Below are 26,078 nucleotides of genomic sequence, written 5' to 3' on the forward strand. Positions count from 1 at the left end.
GAGAATTTATGAACTTAGTAAAAAAATACACCCCGTTAATACTTTTTATAGGGCTGGTTGCTCTTGTAATTCTGAATGCATCGAGCTTTATATCAGGAGCAATCTCTCTCTTTGATGTAATATCAACCTTGATTTATGGTGCTGTTATTGCTTTTGTGCTTAATGTTCCTATGAAAAAAATTGAACAGTACTTAGTTAAATTGAAGGTAAAGGCAGGGTTGCGTCGTCCGATTGCTATGGCGCTTGTTTTCCTATCTCTTATCTTAATCGTGATCTGTCTTTTGGTTTTGGTGCTTCCAACCCTTGCTCAGACTATTAGTCAGCTGGGAACAGTCCTTTCAACAGTCCTGACTCAACTTGGTAAACTACTAGATAGCTCGGAATTTGTAACCAAAGACATGTTGTCAACTATCGTATCAGGCATACAGGGACAATCTAGTTCTATTAGCCAAGCTTTGATAGGTTTTTTATCAGGTCTGACTAGTAATATCGGCAATATTTTTTCAAGTTTGATGAATGCCTTTTTGATTATAGTCTTCACCTTTTTATTTTTATCCAGTAAGGAACATCTGGCAGCGATGACGAGTCGACTTCTAAAAGTTTTTCTTCCAGAGAAGGTGGTGATAAAGTTGACTTACATTGGACAAGTAGCACTAGAGACTTATGACCAATTTTTGATGAGTCAGCTGATTGAAGCAGTTATCATAGGAGTTATGATAGCGGTTGGTTACAGCGTGTTTGGGATACCCTATGGAGTAATGACAGGTATCTTTGCAGGAGTGCTATCGTTCATTCCTTATGTAGGGCCTATGATTGCTTGTGTTGTGGGAGCGATTTTTATCTTCACAGTGAGTCCTACTCAAGCCTTACTTTCTCTTCTTCTATATCAAGTTATACAGCTGATTGAAGGAAACCTTATTTATCCTAGAGTTGTAGGTCAGTCTATTGGTTTGCCAGCTATTTTCACGCTTGCGGCTGCTAGTATCGGAGGGAATCTTTTCGGACTACTTGGAATGATATTCTTTACCCCCGTATTTGCTGTTATCTATCGACTGGTTAAAGAATTTGTCGTCGCAAAGGAAAATCAGGTAGATTAAGAAAAACTAAATTTAATAAGATATACTGAGAAGAGAGTGAGAGATTCTCTTCTCTTTTATTTTTAAATACTTTGCTACAAAAAGCTATTGGACGTAAAAAAGCCTTGATTTCAAGGCTTTTTCCTGTTGATTTAGATGCCCCTACAAGGGCTCGAACCTGCGCCCCATAGATTAAGAGTCTACTGCTCTACCAACTTAGCTAAAGAGGCAACAGAAAAAGCTGAGAATGTAACTTCCCAGCTATTTTAATATGCCCAAAATGGCAGCTAGATTATTTACGAAAGGCATCAAGGATATAGGTGAAACCAACAATTAAAAATGCAAAGGCAACGACATAAACGACAAAGACACTTGTAGCTACTGGATTGAACAAAATCACTAGACCTAGTAAAAATGCAAGCAACGCTATCCACATGATATGGTTGCCAATAATAGGGAAAATCAATCCCAGACGATTGCCTTTAAAGAAAACTATAATGGCTTCTACAATTAACCAAATCCCTAAAATAATTGGAATGACAACTGGCAGCGTCACAAAGCCATAGGCAACGAGGTAAAGAGCTAAGAGAAGATTAACAATCCCTTGGAAAAGATGAGCTGGTGAGCGAAGCTCTTTTGGTACAGAGAAATAGCCTAAAATAGCTGCTATGGAAGCAACCAGTAAACCAAATGAAATCCACCAGCTGTAAGCAACAAGATTAGCTACTGGGTCTGTAAATAGAAAGAGTGCTAAAAGGACAAAAATAACTCCTGCAAGGAATAGCGATAAACGATTAGAAAATTTCATTTCAAGACCATCCTGTTATATAGTATAGTTTAATAGTAAAAATATTATACACCTTTTTAGAGGAAATATCAATAAACTAAATGGAAAATTTGGAAGTTTCAGTCTGATTCATGAAAAGAAAATCAGTTTTTATTATTTTGAAAATAAAAAGAGAAGATAAAATTTGTCTTCTCTACATGAAAATATTGTATGGCATCAAAGCAAAAGTAACTGGCTTTACACTATTTGTTAAGATGTAATTTGATTCAAAAAGAAAAGATAGATTTAAAAGTGGGGCAAATGATGGGGCAAATCAGTTACAGACAAGCAAAAAAGCCTTGTAAATCAAGGCTTCTTCCTGTTGATTTAGATGCCCCCTGCAGGACTCGAACCTGCGACCCATAGATTAAGAGTCTACTGCTCTACCAACTGAGCTAAGGAGGCAAATAAAAAGCTGTATTGGTGCCGAAACTTCACGGTTTGTATTGAACCCGCGCAATTAAGCAGGTGGGCAACTCGCTCTAACTGAAGCTGTTTCCGTGTGAGACGGCCTACATGCTGTTAGAAGACTTTTGTTTCCCTAATAATACAAAAAATAGTCGGTCAACACTTAAATGTGAAGTCGTACACCACAGCGTTTCTATGATTATATGATACCACTTTTTCAAAAAAAATCAAGGGAAAATTAAAAATTTTGAAAAGGATTTCATAAGTTTCGTAATTTATCAATGGTTTCCTTGCGTTGAGCCAGGGCCCGTTCGTATTTTCCACTATCTTCTGGAGAAAAGTAGTGGTGGTCACGGATTTTTTCTGGTAGGTATTCTTGCTTGACCCAGTGACCAGGATAATTATGTGGATAGAGATAATTTTGGGCGTTACCTAATTCCTTGCTGCCGCTATAATGTCCATCTCTCAAGTGACGTGGAATCGGCAGATGCCCCGATGTTTTTAGGTCAGACAAGGCCTTATCTATAGCCACGTAGGCTGAGTTGGATTTTGGAGAAAGGGCCAAATCAATCACAACATTGGCAATGAGGATGCGGGCTTCGGGGAATCCAATCCTCTGTGCTGCATCCAAAGCAGTTACGGTATGAATCTGAGCTTCGGGATTGGCTAAGCCGATATCTTCATAAGCAATCACAGTCAAACGACGAGCTAGGCTAGGAAGGTCACCCGCCTCTATCAAGCGAGCAGCATAGTGGAGACTAGCATCGACATCGGATCCACGGATGGATTTTTGCAGGGCAGATAGAACATCATAGTGTCCGTCTCCATCCTTGTCCATAGTGATGTAGTTTCTCTGAAGACTATTTTCCATGATGTCGAGCGTAATGTGACGGACACCATCATCATTTTCTGGAGTGGAGAGAACTGCCAAATCAAGCGAATTGAAGGCAGAACGGAGATCTCCATTGGTAGATGTTGCGATAAAATCAAGGGCATCATCATCTAACTCAACAGGGAAATCAAAGCCTCGTTCAGGGTCAGTCAGGGCGATTTGAATGGCTCCTTTAACATCTTGGTTAGATAAGGGATCCAACTCAAAAATCTGAACACGACTGCGGATGGCTGGAGTGACAGAAAAGAAAGGATTTTCAGTTGTCGCCCCGATCATGATGACTAGACCACTTTCTAAGAGAGGAAGGAGGAAGTCTTGTTTCGTCTTGTCAAGACGATGAATCTCATCTAGTAGCAGTACAAGGCCACCTGAGAATTTAGCTTCCTCAGCGATTTCTTGGAGACGTTTTTTACTATCAACAGTGGCATTGAAGGTCCGAAAAGCATACTTGGTCGTTCCAGCGATGGCCGAGGCAATACTGGTTTTACCAATTCCTGGAGGTCCGTAGAGGATCATAGAGGATAGGCGATTGGCTTCCACCATACGGCGGATAATCTTGCCAGGTCCAACTAGATGCTCCTGACCGATGACCTGGTCGATGGTTTTGGGGCGCATACGAAGCGCGAGATTGTCTGGCATAGCAGTCCTTTCTAACATGGATTTTCTGATACGAATGTGGTAAGATGGTAGTATCTATTTTAGCATATTTCCGAGTATTCGGGGCGATTGAAGAGTCGTATAGAAAGAGGACAAAATGGCAGCATATGGATTTTTAGATGTTTTACAAGAAGAGTTGGATAAGAACTTTCCTTTTGATTATGAGATTAGCTGGGACAAGCGCAATCATGCGGTTGAAGTGAGTTTTCTATTAGAGGCACAAAATGCTGCAGGGGTGGAGATGTTAGATAAAGACGGAGAGGTTTCGTCAGATGATATCCTTTTTGAAGAAGCGGTACTTTTTTACAACCCTGCCAAGTCAACTGTTAATGAAGAAGACTATCTCACGGTCATCCCTTACCTGCCGAAGAAAGGTTTTTCTCGTGAATTTTTAGCTTATTTTGCGCTATTCCTTAAAGATACTGCAGAGGTTGGACTAGATGCCCTCATGGACTTTTTGGAAGACCCAGAAGCAGAAGAATTCGTCATGGAATGGAACCAAGAAGTCTTTGAAGAAGGGAAAGTCGGTTTGGAAGAAGGAGAATTTTACCCTTATCCGAGATATTAGGAGTCCAGCATGGAAATAGAAGTTACTGATTTCCAAGGTTGTAAGATTGCCCTCTTTTGTGGAGATAAGCTATTGACCATCTTGCGTGATGACAAGGAAAATATCCATTGGCCCAATATGTGGGAGTTGCCAGGTGGTGGTCGTGAAGGGAGCGAAAGTCCTTTAGAGTGCGCAGCGCGTGAAGTTTATGAGGAACTGGGAATTCATTTAAATGAAAACTGCCTGCTCTGGAGCAAGGTTTATCCCAGCATGCTCTTTGAAGGTCGGCAGTCTGTCTTTATGGTCGGGCAACTAAGTCAAGAACTGTTTGACAGTATCATCTTTGGAGATGAAGGGCAAGCCTATAAACTGATGAACATTGAGGAATTTTTGACATCCAGTCAAGTAGTTCCGCAGTTGCAGGGTAGATTGAGGGATTATTTGGAGGGAAGTAAGGTAGATGCCAAATCGTAGTAAGAATATCAATATGTTTCTCATGGATGGAGAAGTTACTGGGATAATTAAATGTACCTTGTCGAATTGGACAGGGGTGATTTATAAAATTCCTCGAATTCAATTGGCAGATTTAAAATCACGTGATGAAATGAAGCAAAGCGGCATTTATTTCCTATTTGGTCGTAATGAGGATAAGCAAAAGGATGTTACCTACATCGGGCAGGCGACGAATCGCAAAAATGGTGAAGGTGTCCTTTTACGTGTTCAGGAACATACTCGTGACAACCATGCAGATTATTTTAATGATGCCATTATTTTGACGACGCAGAATAACTCCTTTGGACCCACGGAAATTAGTTATTTGGAAAATAAATTTACACAACTAGCAAAGGACGCGGGGCGCTTCATTGTAAAAAATGGGAATGAGCCCAATTCTGGGAATGTAACAGAAGAAAAGCAATCTGAGTTGGATGAGGTTGTAGAAAATACTTTGATGATTGTAGGAACCTTAGGGTACCGACTGTTTGTTCCTATGACTAAGAAAACAGGTCAGAATATTTCTGATGATAATTTAGCTTATCTTTATCTAAAGCGAAAAACCAAGAAATCAAATAGAACGATCGAAGCAATCTGTGAACATACTTCAGAAGGGTTTGTTGTTTTAGAAGGAAGTCAAGTGGATGTGGTTGATTCATCCGCGATACCAGCAAGCCTAAAAGAATTGCGTAAAGAGTTAATCAAAACAAATATGATTAAAGATGGTGTTTTACAAGAAAAACAACTGTTCTCCAGTCCATCTTATGCAGCTGCTTTTGTGCTAGGAATGAATACGAATGGACGAACGGATTGGAAAAATAAGGACGGCAAGACTTTAAAAGAATTAGAAGAAACAATGGATTGTTAAGGAGAATCAGATGGAAACATGGCAAGAGTTAAAAGTTACAGTGAAGCGTGAGGGTGAGGAACTAGTCTCCAACCTCTTGATCGAGTTAGGTGCCCAAGGTGTTGCGATTGAAGACAGTATGGACTATGTGGGAAATGTCGATCGATTCGGTGAGATTTTCCCAGAGGTCGAGCAACAAGAAGAAATCGTGGTGACCGCCTACTACCCTGATACGATTGATGTATCGGCAGTTGAAGTGGATTTGCAGAATCGTTTATCGGAATTGACAGACTTTATGGATTTGGGAGAGGTCAAGATGGGGACGAGTGCCTTGGCTGAGGAAGACTGGGCTGACAACTGGAAGAAATACTATGAACCAGCTCGCATCACTCATGACTTGACCATCGTGCCATCATGGACGGACTACGAGGCTACTGCTGGAGAAAAGATTATCAAGTTGGATCCTGGTATGGCATTTGGAACTGGAACTCACCCTACGACCAAGATGAGTCTTTTTGCCTTGGAGCAGGTTCTTCGTGGTGGTGAGACAGTGCTAGATGTGGGGACAGGCTCAGGTGTCCTTTCTATTGCCAGCTCGCTTCTAGGTGCCAAGGAAATCTTCGCCTATGACCTCGATGATGTAGCAGTTCGTGTGGCTCAGGAAAATATTGAACTCAATCCTGGCATGGAAAACATCCATGTAGCCCCAGGTGATTTGCTCAAGGGCGTGGAGATTGAGGCAGATGTCATCGTGGCCAATATTTTGGCGGATATCCTCATTCATCTGACGGATGATGCTTATCACTTGGTTAAAGACGAAGGTTATCTCATCATGAGTGGGATTATCAAGGACAAGTGGGATATGGTACGTGAATCAGCAGAAACAGCTGGATTTTTCCTTGAAATCCACATGATTCAAGGGGAGTGGAATGCCTGTGTCTTCAAGAAAACCAAGGATATCTCTGGAGTGATTGGAGGCTAGAATGCAACAGTATTTTGTAAAAGGTTTGGCTAGCTCACCTGTGACTATTGAGGACAAGGAAACCAGCAAGCACATGTTTCAGGTTATGCGCTTGAAAGAAGAAGATGAAGTGACATTGGTCTTTGATGATGGCATTAAGCGTTTGGCGCGTGTGGTAAATGTAGAGGCTCGTCAGTTTGAGGTAATTGAGGAATTAGCTGACAATGTAGAACTGCCAGTCCAAGTAACCATCGCATCAGGCTTTCCCAAGGGAGACAAGCTAGAATTCATCACTCAAAAAGTGACGGAGTTGGGTGCTAGTCAGATTTGGGGCTTCCCCGCGGACTGGTCCGTTGCCAAATGGGATGGCAAGAAATTGGGCAAAAAGGTTGAGAAGTTAGAAAAAATTACCCTTGGTGCAGCTGAGCAAAGCAAGCGCAATCTGGTACCAGGTATCAAGTTGTTTGAGAAAAAGGCAGACTTTCTCGCACAACTTGACCAGTTTGACCGCATCGTAGTGGCCTATGAAGAGTCGGCCAAAGAAGGTGAATCAGCTGCACTTATTCAAGCTGTCGCTGATCTTGAAAAAGGAGCCAAACTGCTCTTTATCTTTGGACCAGAAGGTGGTCTTTCGCCTGCGGAAATCGAAAGTTTTACAGCCAAAGGCGCAATTCTTGCAGGCCTTGGACCTCGCATTTTGCGAGCAGAAACAGCGCCACTTTATGCTCTATCAGCCATTAGTGTTTTGCTAGAATTAAAGAAATAAGAGGAAAAACATGGAACAAAAACACCGTTCAGAATTTCCTGAAAAGGAACTTTGGGACTTGACAGCCTTATATCAAGACCGTGAGGACTTCTTGCGTGCGATTGAAAAGGCGCGTGAAGACATCAATCAATTTAGCCGTGACTACAAGGATAATCTTCACACTTTTGAAGATTTTGAAAAGGCCTTTGCAGAATTGGAACAAATCTACATTCAGATGAGTCATATTGGCAACTACGCCTTTATGCCTCAGACGACGGACTATAGTAACGAGGATTTTGCCAATATCGCCCAAGCTGGGATGGACTTCGAGACAGATGCCAGTGTAGCCTTGACCTTCTTTGACGACGCCTTGGTGGCAGCAGACGAGGAAGTCTTGGACCGTTTGGGTGAATTGCCTCACTTGACAGCAGCTATTCGTCAGGCCAAAATCAAAAAAGCCCATTATCTAGGGGCTGATGTAGAGAAGGCCTTGACTAATCTTGGCGAAGTTTTCTACAGTCCACAGGATATTTACACCAAGATGCGAGCTGGGGATTTCGAAATGGCTGACTTTGAAGTCCATGGAAAAACCTACAAAAACAGTTTTGTGACCTATGAAAATTTCTACCAAAATCACGAAGACGCTGAAGTCCGTGAAAAATCTTTCCGTTCTTTCTCAGAAGGACTACGTAAGCACCAAAATACAGCTGCGGCAGCCTACCTTGCTCAGGTCAAGTCTGAAAAATTGTTGGCAGATATGAAAGGTTATGACTCAGTATTTGACTATCTTTTAGCTGAGCAGGAAGTAGACCGTGCCATGTTTGACCGCCAGATTGACCTCATCATGAAGGACTTTGCGCCAGTTGCCCAGAGATACCTCAAGCATGTTGCCAAGGTCAATGGTCTTGAAAAGATGACATTTGCAGACTGGAAATTGGACTTGGATAGCGCTCTTAACCCAGAGGTTAGCATTGATGATGCTTACGATTTGGTCATGAAATCAGTCGCACCATTGGGTCAAGAATACAGTCAAGAAATTGCTCGTTACCAAGAAGAGCGCTGGGTTGACTTTGCCGCTAATAGTGGCAAGGATTCTGGTGGGTATGCAGCTGATCCCTACCGTGTGCATCCATATGTCCTCATGAGCTGGACAGGTCGTTTGAGTGATGTTTATACCTTGATTCATGAAATCGGGCATTCCGGTCAATTTATCTTTTCGGATAACCATCAGAGTTACTTCAACGCCCACATGTCGACCTACTATGTCGAAGCACCATCAACCTTCAATGAATTGCTTTTAAGTGATTACCTAGAAAACCAGTCTGATAATCCACGCCAGAAACGCTTTGCCCTTGCTCATCGGTTGACAGATACCTATTTCCATAACTTCATCACTCACCTCTTGGAAGCAGCCTTCCAGCGTAAGGTCTATACACTCATCGAAGAAGGAGAAACCTTTGGAGCAAGCAAACTTAATAGTATTATGAAGGAAGTCTTGACTGACTTCTGGGGAGATGCTATTGAGATTGACGACGATGCGGCCTTGACTTGGATGCGCCAAGCTCACTACTACATGGGCTTATATAGCTACACCTACTCAGCTGGCCTAGTCATCTCGACAGCTGGATACCTCCATCTTAAAAACTCTGAGAATGGAGCTAGAGACTGGCTCAATCTCCTCAAATCTGGAGGTAGCAAGACACCGCTTGAGTCAGCAATGATCATCGGAGCAGATATTTCAACGGATAAACCACTTCGTGATACCATTCAGTTCTTGTCTGATACAGTTGATCAGATTATAGCCTATAGCACTGAATTGGGCGAGTAAAGGAATAGGTAGATTTTAGGAGACTAATATGAATAGAATCAAAAAATGGCTGGAACAAAATCCCCAAAGAATACTTTTTATCAAAATTGGTTTAATCTTGTTGGGCATTATTTTATTAATTGCTTTCCCTACTCTCTATCTTGTTTTGAGCGGAATTGGTATTTGGTATTTTGTAAAGAAAGTACCAGATATTCGAAAAAGAAATCTAATGATAGGACTTTTCGTTGTTAGTATTTTTGTAGTTTCTTTCCAAACTCCAACAGTTACAAAGAAAAGTTCATCTTCTCAATCTAAAACTAAGCAGACTGCGGCATCTACTTCTTCGATAGCTTCAACAAATTCAACAAGAGATACCTCATCTAGTATAGAAGAGGCAAAACGAGTTGAAGAAGAGAGAAAAGCTAAAGAAAAAGCAGAAGAAGAGAGAAAAGCAAAAGAAAAAGCAGAAGAAGAGAGAAAAGCTAGGGAAAAAGCAGAAGAAGAGAAAAGAGCTAAGGAAAAGGCAGCAAATGAGTTGCAAAAAAAAGGTGAAGCTTTAGTGAAACAATTGGAAGAAAGTCAAGATATGAGTCAAGTGAAGTCTGCTAAAGAGATCGTTAATCAGATTGAAAATACTGACAAAAAGACAGAATTGCTTGATAGAATAGCTTCAGTTGAGTCATTCATTTCTCAAAAAGAAGAAGAGGGAAGAATAGCACGTGAAGCTGAAACCAGAGCCAAAGAACAAGCAGAACAGGCACAAAAGCAACAGCAGGCTCCAACTCAATCTTTCTATAAAAATTGCAAAGAGGCTCGCGCCGCGGGTGTTACTCCAATTTATCGTGGACAACCAGGTTATGCAAGACATTTAGATAGAGATGGAGATGGTATTGCTTGTGAATAAAAAGTATAGATTGCTTCTCATTCTTTGTTTGTCGTTATTACTGTTTTTATCTTTAATTTGGAAATCTATAACGCCATCTGTTCCTACCTCTTATCAGGATGCTATTGAATATACGAAAGTGGTAAATATAAGAGAAATTCGCTCCAAGATAACAAATAATGAAAGCTTTATTTTATATATCGGAAGAGAGTCTTGTCCAGATTGTCAACGATTTGCACCAAACTTAGCTGTTGCGATCCAGAAGAGCAATAAAATCGTGTATTATCTTGATAATGACTCTAATGAAAAGAGAGAAATTACTGACTTTGCTCACGAAATGAATATTAAAACTGTTCCCAATCTTACATTTTATAAAGATGGGAACAACTATAACTATTTAGAAAAAGGCAGTAAAGCAAGTGTTGAGGAAATACTTTCTTTTATTGAAAGTAAATAAAACGATAGTATTATTGTTCATAAATCAGAAATGAAAATACAACTATGACTGTTTATAAGTCACAAAAAGCACCCTGTAGGATCCCCTACACATTTCCTCTGCTTTCGATATACCATTCAGTTCTTGTCTGGTACGGTTGATCAGATTATAGCTTACAGTGCAGAGTTGGGCGAGTAGGACAATGGCAAGTGATGAGGTTCTATGATGTTATTGATAGGATTATTGGAAGTTGTTATTTTTGCTTTATTTGTAGTAATTGTTAAAAAAAGTGTTGAAGGTCGTAATTGCAAAGAGGAGCTTATAGCTGAGTCGGTATTGCTATTCATCTTCTTCATATTATATTTGATTGTATTTAATTAAAAATTCTAGGTTTAAAGAATAGAAAGTCATCTGTGGATGACTTTTTGATAAGTTACTAGAAATGTAGAGGTGCTTGAGATGCGTCGAAAATTACAAAGAAAAGTGATAGAAGAAAAACCAAGCTATAGCCGAGAAGAAATTCAGTGGTTACTCGAGCATTTAGGAGATCCCTCTCCAGAAATTCGAGACGAACTTGTTTTTACGAGTTTGGCTAGAGGGATTCAAGAAGAGTTGTTTTCCCTTGACCAGTTTCAGTTTATCTCAGAAGAGGTCTCCTCTGATGAAGGTCTATACAAAGAGATTGATAGTAGAGGAGTTTCGGCTCTTAAACGTTCTTTTAGGGCACTTATTTATGCCAATCTTTTGTCTGCAGATGGTAATGAGCACTCTCTTTTCTATAAAGGATTAAAAGCTGATATAAGGAATGCTATGCTGTCTCAAGGTTTGTATTATCTTAAAAAAGAAAAGGATACGACAGGTTTTTCAAGTCAGTATGGTTGAGTTCACGCTTTTGCGCATGGAGCGGATCTCTTGACTGAAGTCGTTTGTCATCAAGATTTTCCTAAAAATAGAGATTATGAAGTATTTGATGTACTTGGTCAATTATTTAAAAGAGTTACCATTCGTTTTACAAATGATGAGGATTGGCGGTTAGCGAGAGTACTTTATGAACCTATTTTGCAAGGGAAATTAGAGCAGGAACAAGTAGCTTCTTGGATAAAAACTGTTGACTTTCCGATAGAAGAGACCGAAGATTTTTATAAATTTTCCAACTTCAGATCCTGTCTGTTGGAAGTCTATATCCAACTTGACAAGAGACATATTTTACAAGATGACTTGAAAGAAGCCATTCAATCCTTTCAGTACTAAGGATAAGCGAGTCGTTTCCTGATTTTTAAAGAACTTTCCAATCAATTTTCTTGAAACCCTTTCCTTATTTTGATAGACTAATAGATAGTTTAAAAAAAAGGAGACTTAACATGAAAAAATTTGTTGCTGAATTAATCGGTACATTTATGCTTGTGTTCATCGGAACAGGAGCTGTTGTTTTTGGAAATGGTACAGAAGGTCTTGGACACCTTGGAATTGCTTTTGCCTTTGGTTTGGCAATCGTAGTCGCAGCTTTCTCAATCGGAACTGTTTCAGGTGCTCACTTGAACCCAGCTGTTTCTATCGCTATGTTTGTTAACAAACGTTTGTCATCTTCAGAACTTGTAAACTACATCCTTGGTCAAGTAGTTGGTGCTTTCTTAGCATCTGTTTCCGTATTCTTCCTCTTGGCAAATTCAGGTATGTCAACTGCAAGTCTTGGTGAAAATGCCTTGGCAAACGGTGTAACTGTATTTGGTGGTTTCTTGTTTGAAGTCATCGCAACATTCTTGTTTGTTTTGGTGATCATGACTGTAACATCAGCAAGCAAAGGGAATGGTGCTATTGCTGGTTTGGTGATCGGTTTGTCATTGATGGCTATGATTCTTGTTGGATTGAACATCACTGGACTTTCAGTAAACCCAGCTCGTAGCTTGGCTCCTGCTGTATTGGTAGGTGGCGCAGCTCTTCAACAAGTTTGGATTTTCATCCTTGCACCAATCGTTGGTGGAGTTCTTGCAGCTCTTGTTGCTAAAAACTTCCTTGGAACTGAAGAATAATTCAACTATATCGTAAAAAATCCTACTCTCCATCTTGGAGGGTAGTTTTTTTATAGAAAAAAACACTCCCATAATCAAATGTGGGAGTGTTTTGTGATTAACTCAATTCAGCAACGATGGCCTTGATTTGTTCAGCTGTGTGGACACCAGCCACTTGTTTAACAACTTGTCCATCTTTCTTGAAGAGAAGAGTAGGGATAGACATGATACCAAATGCACGAGCTGTATTCGGATTTTCGTCAACGTCCATTTTAACGATCTTCAAGACATCTTCTGAAAGTTCTTCAGACAATTTGTCCAAGATTGGACCTTGCATACGACATGGACCACACCAAGTTGCCCAGAAGTCTACCAAGACCAATCCGTCTTTAGTTTCTTGTTCGAATGTTGCATCTGTAATTGCTTTTGCCATAGTATTTCTCCTTTTTAATTATATTGGCTTAAATCTTGTTTCATGAGATAGAAGAAAACATCTCCATAAGTCCCATGGTAGTCCAAATCATGTCCCTTGTAGGTTACTTTTTGGACAGGGTAGTAGTCTGCGACACCAATCAGGCAGGCATGTTGAGAACGTTCAAATTCTTCGTATGACTCGAAGGTTATGGTTCTCTCTTGCTTGCTGGCATCAAGATAAGTGATTTCAATCATAGGATTCTCCTTTGCTAAATCATATCTTCATTTTACTCCTTGGAAAAAGGAATGTCAAGAAAATTGCTTGCGCACGCAAGTTTTTTGTAAAAATTTTAGAAAAGCCAACTTGCTTTTGTTTCAAGGCTTTCTTCAACAGCTTTTTGCAGAGAGGCAAGAGTCTTTTGGCCATCGCTGGTAAGGCAGATAAAACTAGCTCGTTTGTCCTGATCGCAACATCTCCGACTAAGCAAACCGCAGTTCTTGGCTTCTAATCGTGCCACCATCCGTGATACTGCACTTGGGCTTAGATGGAGTTTGTCCGGCAGGTCAATTTGTCTCAAAGATTTCTCTTGGGCCTGATTTAAAAAGTGCAAGAGATAGAATTCCTTGAGTGTCAGACTCTGTTGACTCTGCTCAGCAATCGTTTGCTCTAAAAGAGCTTCTAGCTCTACTTGTCGTCGGTTGAAGTCAAACCATTTTTCTAAGTAAGTCATATCAATCTCCTTTCCATATAGTAGTTATAAACAGATTTGCCTATCTGAGATGCTTGCGCACGCAATTAGTATACAACTTTTTAGATGAGATGGCAAGAAGGAAGTTTCTTGTGTATTTCCTTGAAATTTTCTGAAAAAAGAGTAAACTGGTATGCAGAAAATCTATTTTTGGAGTATTCGATGAAGTTATATGTTCAGTTAATGATTCTCTTTGTCATTTCACTGATTGGTGAGGGAATCTCTAGTTTTTTCCATTTGCCTATTCCTGGAAGCATTATCGGTTTGATTATTTTATTTTTAGCCTTGCAGTTCAAGTGGTTGCGGGTACGTCATGTCAACATGGTTGGGAATTTTCTCCTAGCTAATATGACTATCCTCTTTCTACCTCCTGCAGTTGGGATTATGGAGAAATTTGATGTGATTGCTCCCTATTTATTGCCCATTGTCTTGATTGTCTTTTTTGCAGCAGTTATCAATATTATCTTGATTGCGCTGGTCGTTCAGTTTATCAAAAAGCGTTATGAAGGTGATTACGAAGAAAGAGGTGCCAAATGAGCGAATTTGTATCCAATCCACTGTTTGGGATAGCCTTATCTATTTTGGCTTATCTTGGAGGCATGATTATCTTTAGACGGTACCCTCATCCTCTGACCACTCCCTTGCTGCTAGCAACTTTATTTATCATTGTTTTTCTAAAACTAACTGGTATTTCTTATGTTGCCTATTATCAAGGTGGGGTTTATCTTAATAACTTGATAGTTCCTTCAACAGTAGCCCTAGGGATTCCTCTTTATAAGAGCTTTCACCTCATGAAGCACCATGTTAGAAGTATTCTACTCAGTAGTTTCCTTGCTGTTGTTGTAAATACAGTTTTTACAGCTTTAGTTGCCAAATTCTTCGGTATGGATTTCTTCTTGGCGATTTCGCTTTTCCCAAAGTCTGTAACGACGGCCATGGCAGTTGGAATTACGGATAAGCTACAAGGAATAGCGACGATCACCTTGGTAGTTGTGGTAGTAACTGGGATTTTGACTAGCGTTATTGGACCAACACTTTTAAAATGGCTAAAAATTGACGATCCAGTAGCTGCTGGTCTTGCTCTTGGAGGAACTGGTCACGCAGTTGGGACTGGAACAGCTTTTCGCTATGGAGCTGTTGCGGGGGCTATGGGTGGCCTGGCTATCGGTGTCACCGGTATTCTCTATGTATTTGTAAGTCCCATCGTAGCAGACTTGATATTGAGTTAAAAGTAAGAATTTTATATTTCTTTGTGTAAAAAGAAGCCCCTAGCTTTATTTGCTAGGGGCTTCATTCATTATTGTAAGTTTACTTTGTTCTTTAAGATATAGTAGGTTCCAAGATAGAAGACAAGGCTAAGGATTATGTCCTTGATAATTTCAAAGGATATCATCCAATTGTAGTCAAAATCGATGCGAAGATTGAGGGTGATAAATCCAAGTATAGTCTGGATGACGATGTAGGCTACAACTGCAAGAGCTGTACGGTATTCATTAAAGAGTTGACCGATAGAGATAGACAAGTAGATGCAGAGAATTCCTGCTACTGTACTAAATATGTATGAAATCAGAGATAAACCGATACTATCTAAATAATGGCCAAAAAAGTATCTGATCATATAGACATCAATAATTTGTGGGTCTACTGTCACTAAAAAGATATAAATGCTTAGAATGAAAACTGCTGTACTAAGCAAAGACCAGAGGAAGGCCCCCAAGAGTTTTGCTAGGATGATTTGGTGTTCAGACACAGGTAGGGTTAAAGTTAGGTATCCTTGACGTTCATAAACACTACCCTTGAAACGACGGATGATCAATATCAAGGTTGAAATACTCATGGTAATGATTAGTCCTCCGAAAATAAAGGCCTGAAATACTAGCATGATTGATTCTTGATCTTGAGAAGATAGCATTTTGATGGCACTAGCCTGTAATCCAATGATGACAGAAAGTGCCAATACAGCACCATAAAGGGCTAAATACCACTTGTTAACATTTTTAAATTCATAACGAACTAAATTCCAAAACATAATAATCTCCTTTATCTAGGCTTTGAATTCATGACGGAAGAGTTGGTCGATTGACTCACCTGACTCATAACGAATATCATCAACATTTCCTTGACGAACGACTTTTCCATCCTTGAGGAAGATAATTTCGTCTAAGATAGGCTCGATATCTGAAATCAAGTGTGTTGAAATTAAGACAGTCGAAGTTGGGGAGTAGTTGTTGATGATAGTATTTAGGATATAGTCGCGTGCAGCAGGATCGACACCACCGATTGGTTCATCAAGGATATACAAACGAGCATCCCGACTCATGACTAGGATCAACTGAACCTTTTCTTTGTTCCCTTTTGAGAGTTTTTTGAAACGACTATTTTGGTCAATTCCAAGGTCATTTAGTAGTTGCTGCGCACGTTCCAAGTTGAAATCTTGGTAGAAAGTCTTGAAATAGGTGAGAGCCTCTTTGACTTTCATTTGATCGTTAAGGTAGGTCGTATCAGGTAGGTAAGAAACAATTGCTTTAGTTGCTGGACTTGGCTCCATACCATTAATCAGAATACGCCCTTGTTCAGGTTGAAGTAAACCGTTGATGAGTTTAATCAAGGTTGTCTTACCAGAGCCGTTAGGCCCAAGCAAGCCAACGATTTTTCCAGCTGGAATTTCAAGGGAAACATTTGTGAGAGCAGGGCTTGCTCCATAGGATTTTGTTACATTTTCAAAAGTTAACAAGGTCATAGTTTAAACTCCTTCAATATAATCTCTTAAAACAGTCGGTAGTTCTTCTTTTTTATAGCCAAATTCTACCATGCCTGTTACAAACTGTTGCAACTGTTCTTCAGAAAGTTGCTTTCGGGATTGGAGAATTAAGTCCAAATCCTCCGTGACAAAGCGGCCGGAAGTTCGTTTGGAATAAACGAAGCCTTCCCTCTCCAATTCAGATAGAGCACGCTGGATAGTGTTAGGATTGACTCCTGCTTCGCTAGCTAGTTCTCTAACAGTCGGGAGTTGTTGGTTGGGTTCGAGTTTATGGGAAACAATTTGTAATTTGATTTTCTCCATAATCTGCATATAGATGGGTTTGTTGTTATCAAATGTCCAAGACATCGCGGTCTCCTTTCTACCTCCTCTTGTGTTAATTCAATAATACAACAAAACAAAAAACTTGTCAAGCCAAAAGGAGAATTATTTTGGGAATTGTTCAAAAAATGGTATAATGAGAAGAAAACGACAAGGAGGGGAAAGCATGCGTTGTCCAAAATGTGGCGCTACAAAATCAAGTGTAATTGACAGTCGTCAAGCTGAAGAAGGAAATACTATCAGAAGAAGACGTGAGTGCGAAGAGTGTCAACATCGTTTCACAACCTATGAACGAGTTGAAGAGAGAACACTGGTAGTTGTCAAAAAAGATGGAACTCGAGAACAATTTTCAAGAGATAAAATCTTTAACGGAATTATTCGCTCCGCCCAAAAACGTCCAGTCTCTAGTGATGAAATTGGGATGGTCGTCAATCGTATCGAGCAAAAACTCCTCAGTCGAAATGATAATGAAATTCAAAGTGAAGATATTGGTTCTCTCGTTATGGAAGAGTTGGCTGAACTAGACGAAATCACCTACGTACGTTTTGCTAGTGTCTATCGTAGTTTTAAAGATGTGAGCGAGCTAGAAAATCTTCTCAAACAAATTACACAATCTTCAAAGAAGAAAAAGGAAAAATAAATGAAGCCTAATGATCGTTTTTCTTTTCTAAAGAATAATCGGGTGTCGCAAGATCCCATATCTCTGGTGCAGTGCTACCTCCCGATTATCGGTCAGGATGCGCTCAGTCTTTACCTTTATACCTTAGCTTTTTGGGATGATGGACAAAAAGAACACCTTTTTGCATCAATCCTCAACCACCTCAATTTTGGGATGGACAGACTCTTAAAGGCTTTTAAAATCTTAGCAGCTTTTAACTTAGTCACACTCTACCAAAATGGAGATGGATATAAACTTGTTATTCATCCAACACTTTCTCAATCTGACTTCTTGCGTCATACAGTGTATCGTACTTTGTTGGAGAAAAGGATTGGCGATACAGCAGTTTCTGATTTACGTCAAGAGGCTGCAGACGGAGAAGCTTTGACGGTTTCTTTGAGTCAGGCCTTTCCAGAGATAGAAGAATTGGCTAGTCATGATGAGACACCAGTAAAAGCTGATTTTAAAAATGATTTTGATTTGGAGCATTTTCGTCAGCTCATGGCTCGAGATGGTCTCCGTTTTCAAGATGAACAGTCAGATGTTTTAGAGTTATTTAAAATCGCTGATGAGAAAAAATGGACCTGGTTTGAAACCTATCAGTTAGCTAAAGGAACAGCTGTTTCACAAGTTATTTCTGTCAAGCGCATGCGTGAAAAATTAGCGCAAAAATCTGTTTCGTCGGATTTTAGTCCTCAAGAAGCAACCATTATCCGAGAAGCTAAAAGCAAAACGGCCCTAGAATTTTTAGCGGGAATCAAACAAACCCGAAATGCTGGAATTATCCAGGCTGAACGTGATTTGCTAAAACAGATGGCAGACCTAGGCTTGCTTGATGAAGTTATTAATGTAGTCTTGCTCTTGACATTCAATAAAGTTGATTCTGCTAATCTTAATGAAAAGTATGCCATGAAGGTAGCAAATGATTACGCCTATAACAAGATTCGTTCTGCTGAGGAAGCTGTGCTTCGAATCAGAGAGAAAAATCAAAAAGGACAGGCGCAGAAATCAGCTAAGACTGCTCCAGTGAAAACCAATGTCCCTAAATGGAGCAATCCAGAATATAAGAATGAGACAAGCGAAGAAACTCGTTTGGAATTAGAGCGTAAGAAAAAAGAAATGTTAGCCCGATTAGAAAAAGGAGGAGACTAGATGGAAAGTGTAGGAGACGTGCTAAAAGGTCAGCCAAGCCGTTTTCAGTATCAGGATTTAGTCCAGCAAATCGTGAAAGATCCTGACGTTGCGACTTTTATCCAGAAGAAATCCCTCAGTCAAGAGGAATTGAATCGTAGTATCTCTAAGTTCAACCAATATATCACCGAGCGTGATAAGTTCCTTCGCGGAGATACAGACTATGTGGCGCGAGGTTATAAGCCAGTCCTTGTCATGAATCATGGATATGCAGATGTCGCTTATGAAGAGACTCCAGAACTAATCGCTGCAGAAAAAGAAGCTGCTATTAAAAACCGCCTAAGACTGATCAATCTACCAGCTAGTCTTAAAAAAGCTAGTTTAGCCCAAGTTGATTTGGATGATTTAGGACGTCTACCAGTCTTTGAAAAACTATTAGGTTTTGTTGAAGATTTTCCTAGCATACGAAAAGGTCTTTATCTTTATGGAGACTTTGGTGTAGGAAAGAGCTTTATGGTCGCTGCCCTAGCACATGACTTGTCAGAAAAACGTGGTGTTTCATCAACTCTTCTTCATTATCCGAGCTTTGTTATTGATGTCAAAAATGCTATTGGTGATGGAAATGTTAAGACTTTGGTGGATGAGATTAAGCAAGCTGAAGTTTTGATTTTGGATGATATTGGTGCTGAACAATCAACACCGTGGGTCCGTGATGAAATCTTGCAAGTGATTCTTCAGTATCGTATGCAGGAAGATTTACCGACCTTTTTCACTTCCAACTTCAATTTTGAAGATTTGGAAAAACATTTTGCAAAAGGCAAGAACGGAAATGATGAAACTTGGGAAGCTAGACGTGTCATGGAGCGTATCCGTTATTTAGCAGAGGAAACAAGATTAGAAGGAGAAAATCGTCGATGACAGAAACGATTAAATTAATGCAAAGCCACTCATCAGTGCGCAGATTTAAGGAGCAAGAGATTCCTCAAGAGGACTTGAATGAGATTTTGAAGGCTGCCCAAATGGCTTCAACTTGGAAAAATTTCCAATCTTATTCAGTGATTTTAGTAAGAAGTCAAGAGAAGAAAGATGCTCTGTATGAACTAGTTCCTCAGGAAGCTATTCGTCAATCAGCAGCATTCTTGCTCTTTGTTGGTGATCTAAACCGTGCAGAAAAAGGAGCTCGTCTCCATACAGATACTTTTCAACCACAAGGTGTGGAAGGTCTCTTGATTACATCTGTGGATGCTGCACTTGCTGGGCAAAATACTTTGCTGGCTGCAGAGAGTCTAGGTTACGGTGGGGTAATTATTGGATTGGTGCGTTACAAATCTGCTGAGTTAGCAGAATTGTTCAAGCTTCCTGACTATACTTATCCTGTTTTTGGGATTGCACTGGGTGTACCTAATCAAAAACATGACGTGAAACCAAGATTGCCACTTGACCAGCTTGTTTTTGAAGAAGAGTATCAAGAATTGTCAGTGGAAGCAATTGAAGCTTATGATCGTGTACAAGCTGAGTATGCTGGTGCGCGTGCGACTACCACTTGGAGTCAACGTCTTGCAGAGCAATTCGGTAATCCAGAACCAAGTTCGACTAGAGAAAATCTTGAACAGAAGAAGTTATTGTAGAAAGTGAGAAAACATGGCCTTACCAACTGTTGCCATCGTAGGACGTCCCAATGTTGGGAAATCAACCCTGTTTAACCGTATTGCAGGGGAACGCATCTCAATCGTAGAAGATGTCGAAGGAGTAACACGGGACCGTATCTATGCTACTGGTGAATGGCTCAACCGTTCTTTCAGTATGATTGATACAGGAGGGATTGATGACGTTGATGCTCCATTTATGGAACAAATCAAGCACCAGGCAGAAATTGCCATGGAAGAGGCTGATGTCATCGTCTTTGTAGTTTCCGGTAAAGAAGGAATCACGGATGCAGACGAATACGTAGCCCGTAAACTTTACAAAACTCATAAACCAGTCATCCTTGCAGTCAACAAGGTAGACAATCCTGAGATGCGAAATGATATCTATGATTTCTACGCTCTTGGCTTGGGAGAACCTCTACCAATCTCGTCTGTACACGGTATTGGGACAGGGGATGTACTGGATGCTATCGTGGAAAATCTCCCACATGAAGTCGAAGAAGAAAATCCGGATGTCATTAAATTCAGCTTAATTGGACGTCCAAATGTCGGAAAATCTAGCTTGATCAATGCCATTTTAGGAGAAGATCGTGTGATTGCTAGTCCTGTAGCTGGTACAACTCGTGACGCTATCGACACGCATTTTACAGATGAAGATGGTCAAGAGTTTACCATGATAGATACGGCAGGTATGCGTAAGTCTGGTAAAGTCTATGAAAACACAGAGAAATACTCAGTCATGCGTGCTATGCGAGCTATTGACCGTTCAGATGTAGTCTTGATGGTCCTCAATGCCGAAGAAGGCATCCGTGAGTATGATAAGCGTATCGCTGGATTTGCCCACGAAGCTGGTAAAGGGATGATTATTGTAGTCAATAAGTGGGATACTCTTGAAAAAGATAACCACACCATGAAAAACTGGGAAGAGGATATTCGCGAGCAGTTCCAATACTTGCCTTACGCGCCGATTATCTTTGTTTCGGCTTTGACCAAGCAACGTCTCCACAAACTACCTCAGATGATCAAGCAAATTAGTGAGAGTCAAAACACTCGTATCCCATCAGCAGTCTTGAATGATGTCATTATGGATGCTATTGCCATCAATCCAACACCGACTGATAAAGGGAAACGCCTCAAGATTTTCTATGCTACCCAAGTGGCAACCAAACCACCGACCTTTGTGATCTTTGTCAACGAAGAAGAACTTATGCACTTCTCTTACTTGCGTTTCTTGGAAAATCAAATCCGCAAGGCCTTCGTCTTTGAAGGGACACCGATCCATCTGATCGCAAGAAAACGAAAATAAAATGATAAAAAGAAGAAGGTTCTTGGACCTTCTTTTTTGGAAATGACATCAGGAGACTAGAGTTGAATTTGTCATCAAAATAACATCATTTTCCTAGTCTTTGTCACGGATTTGTAATGGAAACGTACTTTCTTTGTAAAATTTAAAGTGCTATAATTCTCTAAATCAATTTTCCTAATATAGGGAGGTTATTATGAAAGCATACAGATTATTAAAAAATAGTTTGTTCATACGCTTGCTAGGTTTGCTGATGGCATTTCTTTTCCTATCAGCATTTACTGCACCTGAAAAACCAGATTATGGTATTTACGACCCAAATCATTATTTGACAGAGGAAGTAGTTACTCAGATTCGTGATTTGAATGAAGCCAATAGTCAAAAGGCAGAAAAGTTTCAAATAGGCGTCTATATTGTAGATAGTCTAGAAGGAGAAAGCATTGAAACAGTGGCTAATGAAACTGCCAGGGCTTGGAAGGTTGGCTATTCAGGAGATAATTTTGGAAGTCTCATTGTAGTAGCCGTTCAAGACCGTAAATCAAGAATTGAAACCAGTAATAACACCGCCATTAGAATAACGGACTATCAAACCAAGCAGCTCTTGGCAGCCAGCCGTACAGATTTTAAAGCTGGGGACTATAGTAAGGGAATTTTAGCGATTGCCAAAGGTTTGGACAATCAGTTTTATAGAGGAAGTGGAAGCATTTCATCTGATGAAGATTCCTCTAAAATCAAACGTTATTCTGAAAGCATCAGTGGTAAAAAATCTAATCGAGACAGAAACAGTGCATCAAGTCGCCATCAAAGAAAAGATCCCTTGAAAGATTTCTTTCTGTTTTTGACGGGGATATATTTCATAGGAGTCATTATTGCCATTATCAGAGGTGGAGGCGGTAGCGACGGTGACTCATCTGGTGGAGGCTGGTGGTATAGTGACTCATCCGATTCAGGATCTTCCTGGTCAAGCTCAGACTCGTCTAGCAGCTGGGATGGTGGAGGTTTTGATGGTGGAGGCTCATCTGATAGTTGGTAATTCTTTTCCGTTGTATTAAAATTTTATAGAAATGAGTAGGTTTAGATATGAAAAATAAAGGAATTATTTATGTATTGAGTATTTTACTGGCTATTATCTTGCTAGGAGGATGCTCAATAGTAGGCACTTATAATGGCCTTGTTTCCGAACAAAGCAAGGTGGAACAAGCACAAGCAGATGTGGCTACTGCCCTTCAACGACGGTCAGATCTTATTGGAAATCTTGTGGAGTCTGTCAAAGGACAAATGAACCATGAAACAGAAGTTTTTACCAAGATTGCAGAAGCAAGAGCTAAGATTGGGAATGGCTCCGTAACTTCAAAAGAAAATCAAGAGGCTCAAGGAGAGTTGAGTTCAGCTATTTCACGTTTAATATCGCTAACAGAAAATTATCCAGAACTCAAGAGCAATCAAAATGTGGAACAACTCATGACAGAACTGGCTGGAAGTGAAAATCGTATCTTTGTAGCCCGCAAGGATTACAACAAAGTGGCAACAGAATACAATCAAAACTTAAGAAGCTTCCCAACAGTTCTTTTCGCTAATATGATGAACTTTAAAGAGGCAGAAACCTTTAAAGAAAGTGAAGAAGCTAAGACAGCTCCTAAGGTTGATTTTAGCAATTCTTCATCGCGATAGATCGTATGTCAATAAATAAATCAAAAACCTAGAATATTTGTTCTAGGTTTTTTTGCAAAAAAAGTAATTGAGGTGAGGAAAAATTAGAAAGATTTTTATATGAAAGCTAGGTTTAAATAAAAGTGGGGCTAAAAGACAAAAAAATGCTAAAAAAGGCAATAAAATCAACCTTTTTTTCTGCTTATAAAGATATATTCATTGTTGAAAAAGATTGGTGAATATGTTACAATGAAAAGAACGTTTTAAAATATTAATAATTCGAAGTAAGGAAAAAAATGGCAAATTTACTAAAAACAATCATTGAAAATGATAAAGGTGAACTTCGTCGTCTTGAAAAGATGGCTGACAAGGTTTTGAAATACGAAGACGAGATGGCTGCAATGACAGATGAGCAGCTTCAAGCGAAAACGGAGGAGTTTAAGCAACGTTATCAAAATGGTGAAACGTTAGATCAGCTCTTGTATGAAGCATTTGCGGTTGTTCGTGAAGGTGCTAAGCGTGTCCTTGGTCTCTTCCCATATAAGGTTCAGGTTATGGGTGGTATCGTTCTTCACCATGGTGACGTTCCAGAAATGCGTACTGGTGAGGGTAAAACCTTGACAGCGACTATGCCTGTTTATCTTAATGCCTTAGCTGGCCAGGGAGTACACGTAGTTACAGTCAACGAGTACCTAACAGAACGTGACGCTACTGAAATGGGTGAACTATACTCTTGGCTTGGTCTTTCAGTAGGTATCAACTTGGCAGCTAAATCTCCGATGGAGAAAAAAGAAGCTTACCTTTGTGATATCACTTATTCGACAAACTCTGAAATTGGTTTTGACTATCTTCGTGACAACATGGTTGTTCGTGCGGAAAACATGGTTCAACGTCCGCTCAACTATGCCTTGGTCGATGAGGTTGACTCAATCTTGATTGACGAAGCTAGAACACCATTGATTGTTTCAGGTGCGAATGCAGTTGAGACAAGCCAACTATATCATATGGCAGACTACTTTGTTAAGTCATTGGATAAAGAAGATTATATTATTGATATCCAATCTAAAACAATCGGTTTGTCTGATTCAGGGATTGATAAGGCTGAAGACTACTTTAAGCTAGAAAACCTCTACGATATTGAAAACGTAGCTCTTACTCACTTTATCGACAACGCTCTTCGTGCCAACTACATTATGACATTAGATATTGACTATGTGGTTAGTGAAGAACAAGAAATCTTGATTGTCGATCAATTTACAGGACGTACCATGGAAGGTCGTCGTTATTCAGATGGATTACACCAAGCGATTGAAGCGAAGGAAGGTGTGCCAATCCAAGATGAAACGAAGACTTCTGCATCTATTACATACCAAAACTTATTCCGTATGTATAAGAAATTGGCTGGTATGACTGGTACTGGTAAGACAGAAGAAGAAGAATTCCGTGAAATCTATAACATTCGCGTTATTCCAATTCCAACTAACCGTCCTATCCAACGTATTGACCACTCTGACCTTCTTTATGCTAGCCTCGATGCGAAATTTAAGGCTGTAGTTGAAGACGTTAAGGCTCGTTACCAAAAAGGTCAACCAGTCTTGGTAGGTACTGTTTCGGTTGAAACCAGTGATTTCCTTTCTAAGAAATTAGTAGCTGCAGGTATTCCTCACGAAGTTTTGAATGCTAAGAATCACTACAAAGAAGCGCAAATCATTATGAACGCTGGTCAACGTGGTGCAGTTACGATTGCAACCAACATGGCTGGACGTGGTACCGACATTAAGCTTGGCGAAGGAGTTCGTGAGCTTGGTGGACTTTGTGTTATCGGTACAGAGCGACATGAGAGTCGCCGTATTGATAACCAGCTTCGTGGTCGTTCAGGACGTCAAGGAGATCCAGGTGAATCTCAATTCTACTTATCTCTTGAAGATGATTTGATGAAACGCTTTGGTTCAGAACGTTTGAAAGGTGTATTTGAACGTCTTAACATGTCTGACGAAGCTATCGAATCACGTATGTTGACTCGTCAAGTGGAAGCAGCCCAAAAACGAGTTGAAGGAAATAACTACGATACTCGTAAACAAGTCCTTCAATATGATGATGTTATGCGTGAGCAACGTGAGATTATCTACGCTCAACGTCATGATGTTATCACTGCTGATCGAGATCTTGCTCCAGAAATTCACGCTATGATTAAGCGTACAATCAACCGTATTGTCGACAATCATGCTCGTGCTAAGCAAGAAGAAAAATTGGAAGCAATTCTTAATTTTGCTAAGTATAACTTGCTCCCAGAGAACTCGATTTCCCTTGAAGACCTTACTGGTTTATCTGATCAAGCTATTAAGGATGAGCTATACAAACGTGCCTTGGAAGTATATGATAGCCAAGTAGCTAAATTACGTGACGAGGAAGCTGTTAAGGAATTCCAAAAAGTATTGATTCTGCGTGTTGTGGACAGTAAATGGACAGACCATATCGATGCGCTTGACCAGTTACGTAATGCTGTTGGGCTTCGTGGTTATGCTCAGAATAACCCAGTTGTAGAATACCAAGCGGAAGGTTTCCGTATGTTTAATGATATGATTGGATCAATTGAATTTGATGTTACTCGATTGATGATGAAAGCTCAAATTCATGAACAAGAACGTCCTCAAGCGGAACGTCATATCAGTACTACAGCTACCCGAAACATTGCAGCTAAGCAGACAAATCTTCCAGATGATTTGGACTTAAGTCAAGTGAAACGCAACGACTTATGCCCATGTGGTTCAGGTAAGAAGTTTAAAAACTGTCACGGGAAAAAATAATTAGACTGAATAATTTTTAGGCGGATGCATAGTGAAAAGTAAATTTTTGCTC

27 protein-coding genes, 1 tRNA gene and 2 pseudogenes are annotated in these 26,078 nt (G+C 40.0%); 21 read left to right on the forward strand and 9 right to left on the reverse strand.

The genetic code is table 11. The annotated features are described in order from the left end of the window. Positions 1 to 8: 8 nt before the first annotated feature. Positions 9 to 1,097 carry an AI-2E family transporter gene (locus tag BQ2679_RS02320; protein WP_075565764.1) on the forward strand — a complete coding sequence of 363 codons (1,089 nt, stop codon included), beginning with the start codon at positions 9 to 11 and terminating at the stop codon, positions 1,095 to 1,097. 271 nt (positions 1,098 to 1,368) lie between these two features. On the opposite strand, the gene BQ2679_RS02325 is transcribed toward BQ2679_RS02320, so the two are convergent. The 3 genes from BQ2679_RS02325 to BQ2679_RS02335 form a co-directional block, all read right to left on the reverse strand. After that, a complete protein-coding gene (locus BQ2679_RS02325) occupies positions 1,369 to 1,884 on the reverse strand; it encodes a DUF308 domain-containing protein (protein ID WP_075565766.1) in 516 nt (171 codons plus the stop codon). 350 nt (positions 1,885 to 2,234) lie between these two features. Then, positions 2,235 to 2,307, reverse strand: a tRNA-Lys gene (locus tag BQ2679_RS02330). 262 nt (positions 2,308 to 2,569) lie between these two features. Then, positions 2,570 to 3,841, reverse strand: coding sequence for a replication-associated recombination protein A (locus BQ2679_RS02335; RefSeq protein ID WP_075565769.1), 1,272 nt, complete (start codon positions 3,839 to 3,841; stop codon positions 2,570 to 2,572). 115 nt (positions 3,842 to 3,956) lie between these two features. Between BQ2679_RS02335 and BQ2679_RS02340 the strand changes: the two genes are divergently transcribed. The 10 genes and pseudogenes from BQ2679_RS02340 (at position 3,957) to BQ2679_RS02390 (ending at position 12,607) form a co-directional block, all read left to right on the forward strand. Next, positions 3,957 to 4,427 (forward strand): DUF3013 family protein, encoded by a 471-nt coding sequence (locus BQ2679_RS02340; RefSeq protein WP_075565771.1) that lies wholly within the window; start codon positions 3,957 to 3,959, stop codon positions 4,425 to 4,427. A gap of 9 nt (positions 4,428 to 4,436) precedes the next feature. After that, on the forward strand, positions 4,437 to 4,880 hold the full coding sequence (locus BQ2679_RS02345; RefSeq protein ID WP_075565773.1) for an NUDIX hydrolase: 444 nt from the start codon (positions 4,437 to 4,439) through the stop codon (positions 4,878 to 4,880). Beyond that, on the forward strand, positions 4,867 to 5,766 hold the full coding sequence (locus BQ2679_RS02350; RefSeq protein ID WP_075565775.1) for a GIY-YIG nuclease family protein: 900 nt from the start codon (positions 4,867 to 4,869) through the stop codon (positions 5,764 to 5,766). Before BQ2679_RS02345 ends, BQ2679_RS02350 begins: the two co-directional genes overlap by 14 nt. Before the next feature lie 10 nt (positions 5,767 to 5,776). Next, a complete protein-coding gene (gene prmA, locus BQ2679_RS02355) occupies positions 5,777 to 6,727 on the forward strand; it encodes a 50S ribosomal protein L11 methyltransferase (RefSeq protein WP_075565778.1) in 951 nt (316 codons plus the stop codon). Position 6,728: 1 nt separating this feature from the next. After that, positions 6,729 to 7,472 carry a 16S rRNA (uracil(1498)-N(3))-methyltransferase gene (locus BQ2679_RS02360; protein ID WP_075565780.1) on the forward strand — a complete coding sequence of 248 codons (744 nt, stop codon included), beginning with the start codon at positions 6,729 to 6,731 and terminating at the stop codon, positions 7,470 to 7,472. Between the two features lie 10 nt (positions 7,473 to 7,482). Continuing rightward, entirely contained in the window at positions 7,483 to 9,279 is a 1,797-nt protein-coding gene (gene pepF / locus BQ2679_RS02365) for an oligoendopeptidase F (RefSeq protein WP_075565782.1), read from the forward strand. A 28-nt stretch (positions 9,280 to 9,307) separates the two neighbouring features. Continuing rightward, positions 9,308 to 10,162, forward strand: coding sequence for an excalibur calcium-binding domain-containing protein (locus BQ2679_RS02370; RefSeq protein WP_083237572.1), 855 nt, complete (start codon positions 9,308 to 9,310; stop codon positions 10,160 to 10,162). Then, positions 10,155 to 10,598 (forward strand): DUF6568 family protein, encoded by a 444-nt coding sequence (locus BQ2679_RS02380; RefSeq protein ID WP_244491694.1) that lies wholly within the window; start codon positions 10,155 to 10,157, stop codon positions 10,596 to 10,598. Before BQ2679_RS02370 ends, BQ2679_RS02380 begins: the two co-directional genes overlap by 8 nt. Positions 10,599 to 11,036: 438 nt before the next feature. Then, positions 11,037 to 11,828, forward strand: a pseudogene (locus BQ2679_RS02385) (DUF2785 domain-containing protein). A gap of 110 nt (positions 11,829 to 11,938) precedes the next feature. Beyond that, complete coding sequence (locus tag BQ2679_RS02390) at positions 11,939 to 12,607, forward strand: MIP/aquaporin family protein (protein WP_075565787.1); 669 nt, start codon at positions 11,939 to 11,941, stop codon at positions 12,605 to 12,607. A 97-nt stretch (positions 12,608 to 12,704) separates the two neighbouring features. On the opposite strand, the gene trxA is transcribed toward BQ2679_RS02390, so the two are convergent. The 3 genes from trxA to BQ2679_RS02405 all read right to left on the reverse strand — a co-directional run bounded on the left by trxA (position 12,705) and on the right by BQ2679_RS02405 (position 13,731). Continuing rightward, positions 12,705 to 13,019: a thioredoxin gene (trxA, locus tag BQ2679_RS02395; RefSeq protein ID WP_001029581.1), complete on the reverse strand. Its 315-nt coding sequence runs from the start codon at positions 13,017 to 13,019 to the stop codon at positions 12,705 to 12,707. Between the two features lie 14 nt (positions 13,020 to 13,033). Next, positions 13,034 to 13,255, reverse strand: a complete 222-nt coding sequence (locus tag BQ2679_RS02400) for a DUF4649 family protein (RefSeq protein ID WP_075565789.1) — start codon at positions 13,253 to 13,255, stop codon at positions 13,034 to 13,036. Positions 13,256 to 13,350: 95 nt separating this feature from the next. Continuing rightward, positions 13,351 to 13,731 carry a MarR family winged helix-turn-helix transcriptional regulator gene (locus BQ2679_RS02405; protein ID WP_075565791.1) on the reverse strand — a complete coding sequence of 127 codons (381 nt, stop codon included), beginning with the start codon at positions 13,729 to 13,731 and terminating at the stop codon, positions 13,351 to 13,353. Between the two features lie 180 nt (positions 13,732 to 13,911). Between BQ2679_RS02405 and BQ2679_RS02410 the strand changes: the two genes are divergently transcribed. Both BQ2679_RS02410 and BQ2679_RS02415 read left to right on the forward strand, forming a co-directional pair. Further along, positions 13,912 to 14,286, forward strand: a complete 375-nt coding sequence (locus tag BQ2679_RS02410; protein ID WP_004250774.1) for a CidA/LrgA family protein — start codon at positions 13,912 to 13,914, stop codon at positions 14,284 to 14,286. Further along, on the forward strand, positions 14,283 to 14,978 hold the full coding sequence (locus BQ2679_RS02415; protein ID WP_075565793.1) for an LrgB family protein: 696 nt from the start codon (positions 14,283 to 14,285) through the stop codon (positions 14,976 to 14,978). Before BQ2679_RS02410 ends, BQ2679_RS02415 begins: the two co-directional genes overlap by 4 nt. 220 nt (positions 14,979 to 15,198) lie before the next feature. Here the strand turns inward: BQ2679_RS02415 and BQ2679_RS02420 are convergent. From BQ2679_RS02420 to BQ2679_RS02430, 3 genes and pseudogenes are all read right to left on the reverse strand, one after another. Then, positions 15,199 to 15,778, reverse strand: a pseudogene (locus tag BQ2679_RS02420) (hypothetical protein); the annotation flags it as partial. 15 nt (positions 15,779 to 15,793) lie between these two features. Then, a complete protein-coding gene (locus tag BQ2679_RS02425; protein WP_075565798.1) occupies positions 15,794 to 16,489 on the reverse strand; it encodes an ABC transporter ATP-binding protein in 696 nt (231 codons plus the stop codon). A 3-nt stretch (positions 16,490 to 16,492) separates the two neighbouring features. Then, on the reverse strand, positions 16,493 to 16,858 hold the full coding sequence (locus BQ2679_RS02430) for a GntR family transcriptional regulator (protein WP_075565800.1): 366 nt from the start codon (positions 16,856 to 16,858) through the stop codon (positions 16,493 to 16,495). 139 nt (positions 16,859 to 16,997) lie between these two features. Here BQ2679_RS02430 and nrdR point away from each other — a divergent pair, with 139 nt between their 5' ends. The 8 genes from nrdR to secA all read left to right on the forward strand — a co-directional run bounded on the left by nrdR (position 16,998) and on the right by secA (position 26,026). Further along, positions 16,998 to 17,471 (forward strand): transcriptional regulator NrdR, encoded by a 474-nt coding sequence (nrdR, locus tag BQ2679_RS02435; protein ID WP_004250782.1) that lies wholly within the window; start codon positions 16,998 to 17,000, stop codon positions 17,469 to 17,471. Beyond that, positions 17,472 to 18,641 carry a replication initiation and membrane attachment family protein gene (locus tag BQ2679_RS02440; protein WP_075565802.1) on the forward strand — a complete coding sequence of 390 codons (1,170 nt, stop codon included), beginning with the start codon at positions 17,472 to 17,474 and terminating at the stop codon, positions 18,639 to 18,641. Continuing rightward, on the forward strand, positions 18,642 to 19,538 hold the full coding sequence (dnaI, locus tag BQ2679_RS02445) for a primosomal protein DnaI (protein WP_075565804.1): 897 nt from the start codon (positions 18,642 to 18,644) through the stop codon (positions 19,536 to 19,538). It begins immediately after the preceding gene. Continuing rightward, a complete protein-coding gene (locus BQ2679_RS02450; protein WP_075565807.1) occupies positions 19,535 to 20,248 on the forward strand; it encodes an NADPH-dependent oxidoreductase in 714 nt (237 codons plus the stop codon). The genes dnaI and BQ2679_RS02450 overlap by 4 nt, the downstream gene beginning before the upstream one ends. Before the next feature lie 13 nt (positions 20,249 to 20,261). Next, positions 20,262 to 21,572 carry a ribosome biogenesis GTPase Der gene (gene der, locus BQ2679_RS02455; protein ID WP_075565809.1) on the forward strand — a complete coding sequence of 437 codons (1,311 nt, stop codon included), beginning with the start codon at positions 20,262 to 20,264 and terminating at the stop codon, positions 21,570 to 21,572. 193 nt (positions 21,573 to 21,765) lie between these two features. Next, entirely contained in the window at positions 21,766 to 22,602 is an 837-nt protein-coding gene (locus BQ2679_RS02460) for a TPM domain-containing protein (protein ID WP_075565811.1), read from the forward strand. 47 nt (positions 22,603 to 22,649) lie between these two features. Then, positions 22,650 to 23,240: a LemA family protein gene (locus tag BQ2679_RS02465; RefSeq protein ID WP_075565818.1), complete on the forward strand. Its 591-nt coding sequence runs from the start codon at positions 22,650 to 22,652 to the stop codon at positions 23,238 to 23,240. A gap of 275 nt (positions 23,241 to 23,515) precedes the next feature. Continuing rightward, entirely contained in the window at positions 23,516 to 26,026 is a 2,511-nt protein-coding gene (gene secA, locus BQ2679_RS02470; protein ID WP_075565821.1) for a preprotein translocase subunit SecA, read from the forward strand. Positions 26,027 to 26,078 lie beyond the last annotated feature (52 nt).

Source organism: Streptococcus timonensis, from assembly GCF_900095845.1.
In the GTDB taxonomy this organism is placed as follows: Bacteria; Bacillota; Bacilli; order Lactobacillales; family Streptococcaceae; genus Streptococcus; species Streptococcus timonensis.

What these genes read in the sequence shown, in the direction of transcription:
- BQ2679_RS02320 (WP_075565764.1), top strand. Translation starts at nt 9, where the DNA reads ATGAACTTAGTAAAAAAATACACCCCGTTAATACTTTTTATAGGGCTG.
- BQ2679_RS02325 (WP_075565766.1), bottom strand. Translation starts at nt 1,884, where the DNA reads ATGAAATTTTCTAATCGTTTATCGCTATTCCTTGCAGGAGTTATTTTT.
- BQ2679_RS02335 (WP_075565769.1), bottom strand. Translation starts at nt 3,841, where the DNA reads ATGCCAGACAATCTCGCGCTTCGTATGCGCCCCAAAACCATCGACCAG.
- BQ2679_RS02340 (WP_075565771.1), top strand. Translation starts at nt 3,957, where the DNA reads ATGGCAGCATATGGATTTTTAGATGTTTTACAAGAAGAGTTGGATAAG.
- BQ2679_RS02345 (WP_075565773.1), top strand. Translation starts at nt 4,437, where the DNA reads ATGGAAATAGAAGTTACTGATTTCCAAGGTTGTAAGATTGCCCTCTTT.
- BQ2679_RS02350 (WP_075565775.1), top strand. Translation starts at nt 4,867, where the DNA reads ATGCCAAATCGTAGTAAGAATATCAATATGTTTCTCATGGATGGAGAA.
- prmA (WP_075565778.1), top strand. Translation starts at nt 5,777, where the DNA reads ATGGAAACATGGCAAGAGTTAAAAGTTACAGTGAAGCGTGAGGGTGAG.
- BQ2679_RS02360 (WP_075565780.1), top strand. Translation starts at nt 6,729, where the DNA reads ATGCAACAGTATTTTGTAAAAGGTTTGGCTAGCTCACCTGTGACTATT.
- pepF (WP_075565782.1), top strand. Translation starts at nt 7,483, where the DNA reads ATGGAACAAAAACACCGTTCAGAATTTCCTGAAAAGGAACTTTGGGAC.
- BQ2679_RS02370 (WP_083237572.1), top strand. Translation starts at nt 9,308, where the DNA reads ATGAATAGAATCAAAAAATGGCTGGAACAAAATCCCCAAAGAATACTT.
- BQ2679_RS02390 (WP_075565787.1), top strand. Translation starts at nt 11,939, where the DNA reads ATGAAAAAATTTGTTGCTGAATTAATCGGTACATTTATGCTTGTGTTC.
- trxA (WP_001029581.1), bottom strand. Translation starts at nt 13,019, where the DNA reads ATGGCAAAAGCAATTACAGATGCAACATTCGAACAAGAAACTAAAGAC.
- BQ2679_RS02400 (WP_075565789.1), bottom strand. Translation starts at nt 13,255, where the DNA reads ATGATTGAAATCACTTATCTTGATGCCAGCAAGCAAGAGAGAACCATA.
- BQ2679_RS02405 (WP_075565791.1), bottom strand. Translation starts at nt 13,731, where the DNA reads ATGACTTACTTAGAAAAATGGTTTGACTTCAACCGACGACAAGTAGAG.
- BQ2679_RS02410 (WP_004250774.1), top strand. Translation starts at nt 13,912, where the DNA reads ATGAAGTTATATGTTCAGTTAATGATTCTCTTTGTCATTTCACTGATT.
- BQ2679_RS02415 (WP_075565793.1), top strand. Translation starts at nt 14,283, where the DNA reads ATGAGCGAATTTGTATCCAATCCACTGTTTGGGATAGCCTTATCTATT.
- BQ2679_RS02425 (WP_075565798.1), bottom strand. Translation starts at nt 16,489, where the DNA reads ATGACCTTGTTAACTTTTGAAAATGTAACAAAATCCTATGGAGCAAGC.
- BQ2679_RS02430 (WP_075565800.1), bottom strand. Translation starts at nt 16,858, where the DNA reads ATGTCTTGGACATTTGATAACAACAAACCCATCTATATGCAGATTATG.
- nrdR (WP_004250782.1), top strand. Translation starts at nt 16,998, where the DNA reads ATGCGTTGTCCAAAATGTGGCGCTACAAAATCAAGTGTAATTGACAGT.
- BQ2679_RS02440 (WP_075565802.1), top strand. Translation starts at nt 17,472, where the DNA reads ATGAAGCCTAATGATCGTTTTTCTTTTCTAAAGAATAATCGGGTGTCG.
- dnaI (WP_075565804.1), top strand. Translation starts at nt 18,642, where the DNA reads ATGGAAAGTGTAGGAGACGTGCTAAAAGGTCAGCCAAGCCGTTTTCAG.
- BQ2679_RS02450 (WP_075565807.1), top strand. Translation starts at nt 19,535, where the DNA reads ATGACAGAAACGATTAAATTAATGCAAAGCCACTCATCAGTGCGCAGA.
- der (WP_075565809.1), top strand. Translation starts at nt 20,262, where the DNA reads ATGGCCTTACCAACTGTTGCCATCGTAGGACGTCCCAATGTTGGGAAA.
- BQ2679_RS02460 (WP_075565811.1), top strand. Translation starts at nt 21,766, where the DNA reads ATGAAAGCATACAGATTATTAAAAAATAGTTTGTTCATACGCTTGCTA.
- BQ2679_RS02465 (WP_075565818.1), top strand. Translation starts at nt 22,650, where the DNA reads ATGAAAAATAAAGGAATTATTTATGTATTGAGTATTTTACTGGCTATT.
- secA (WP_075565821.1), top strand. Translation starts at nt 23,516, where the DNA reads ATGGCAAATTTACTAAAAACAATCATTGAAAATGATAAAGGTGAACTT.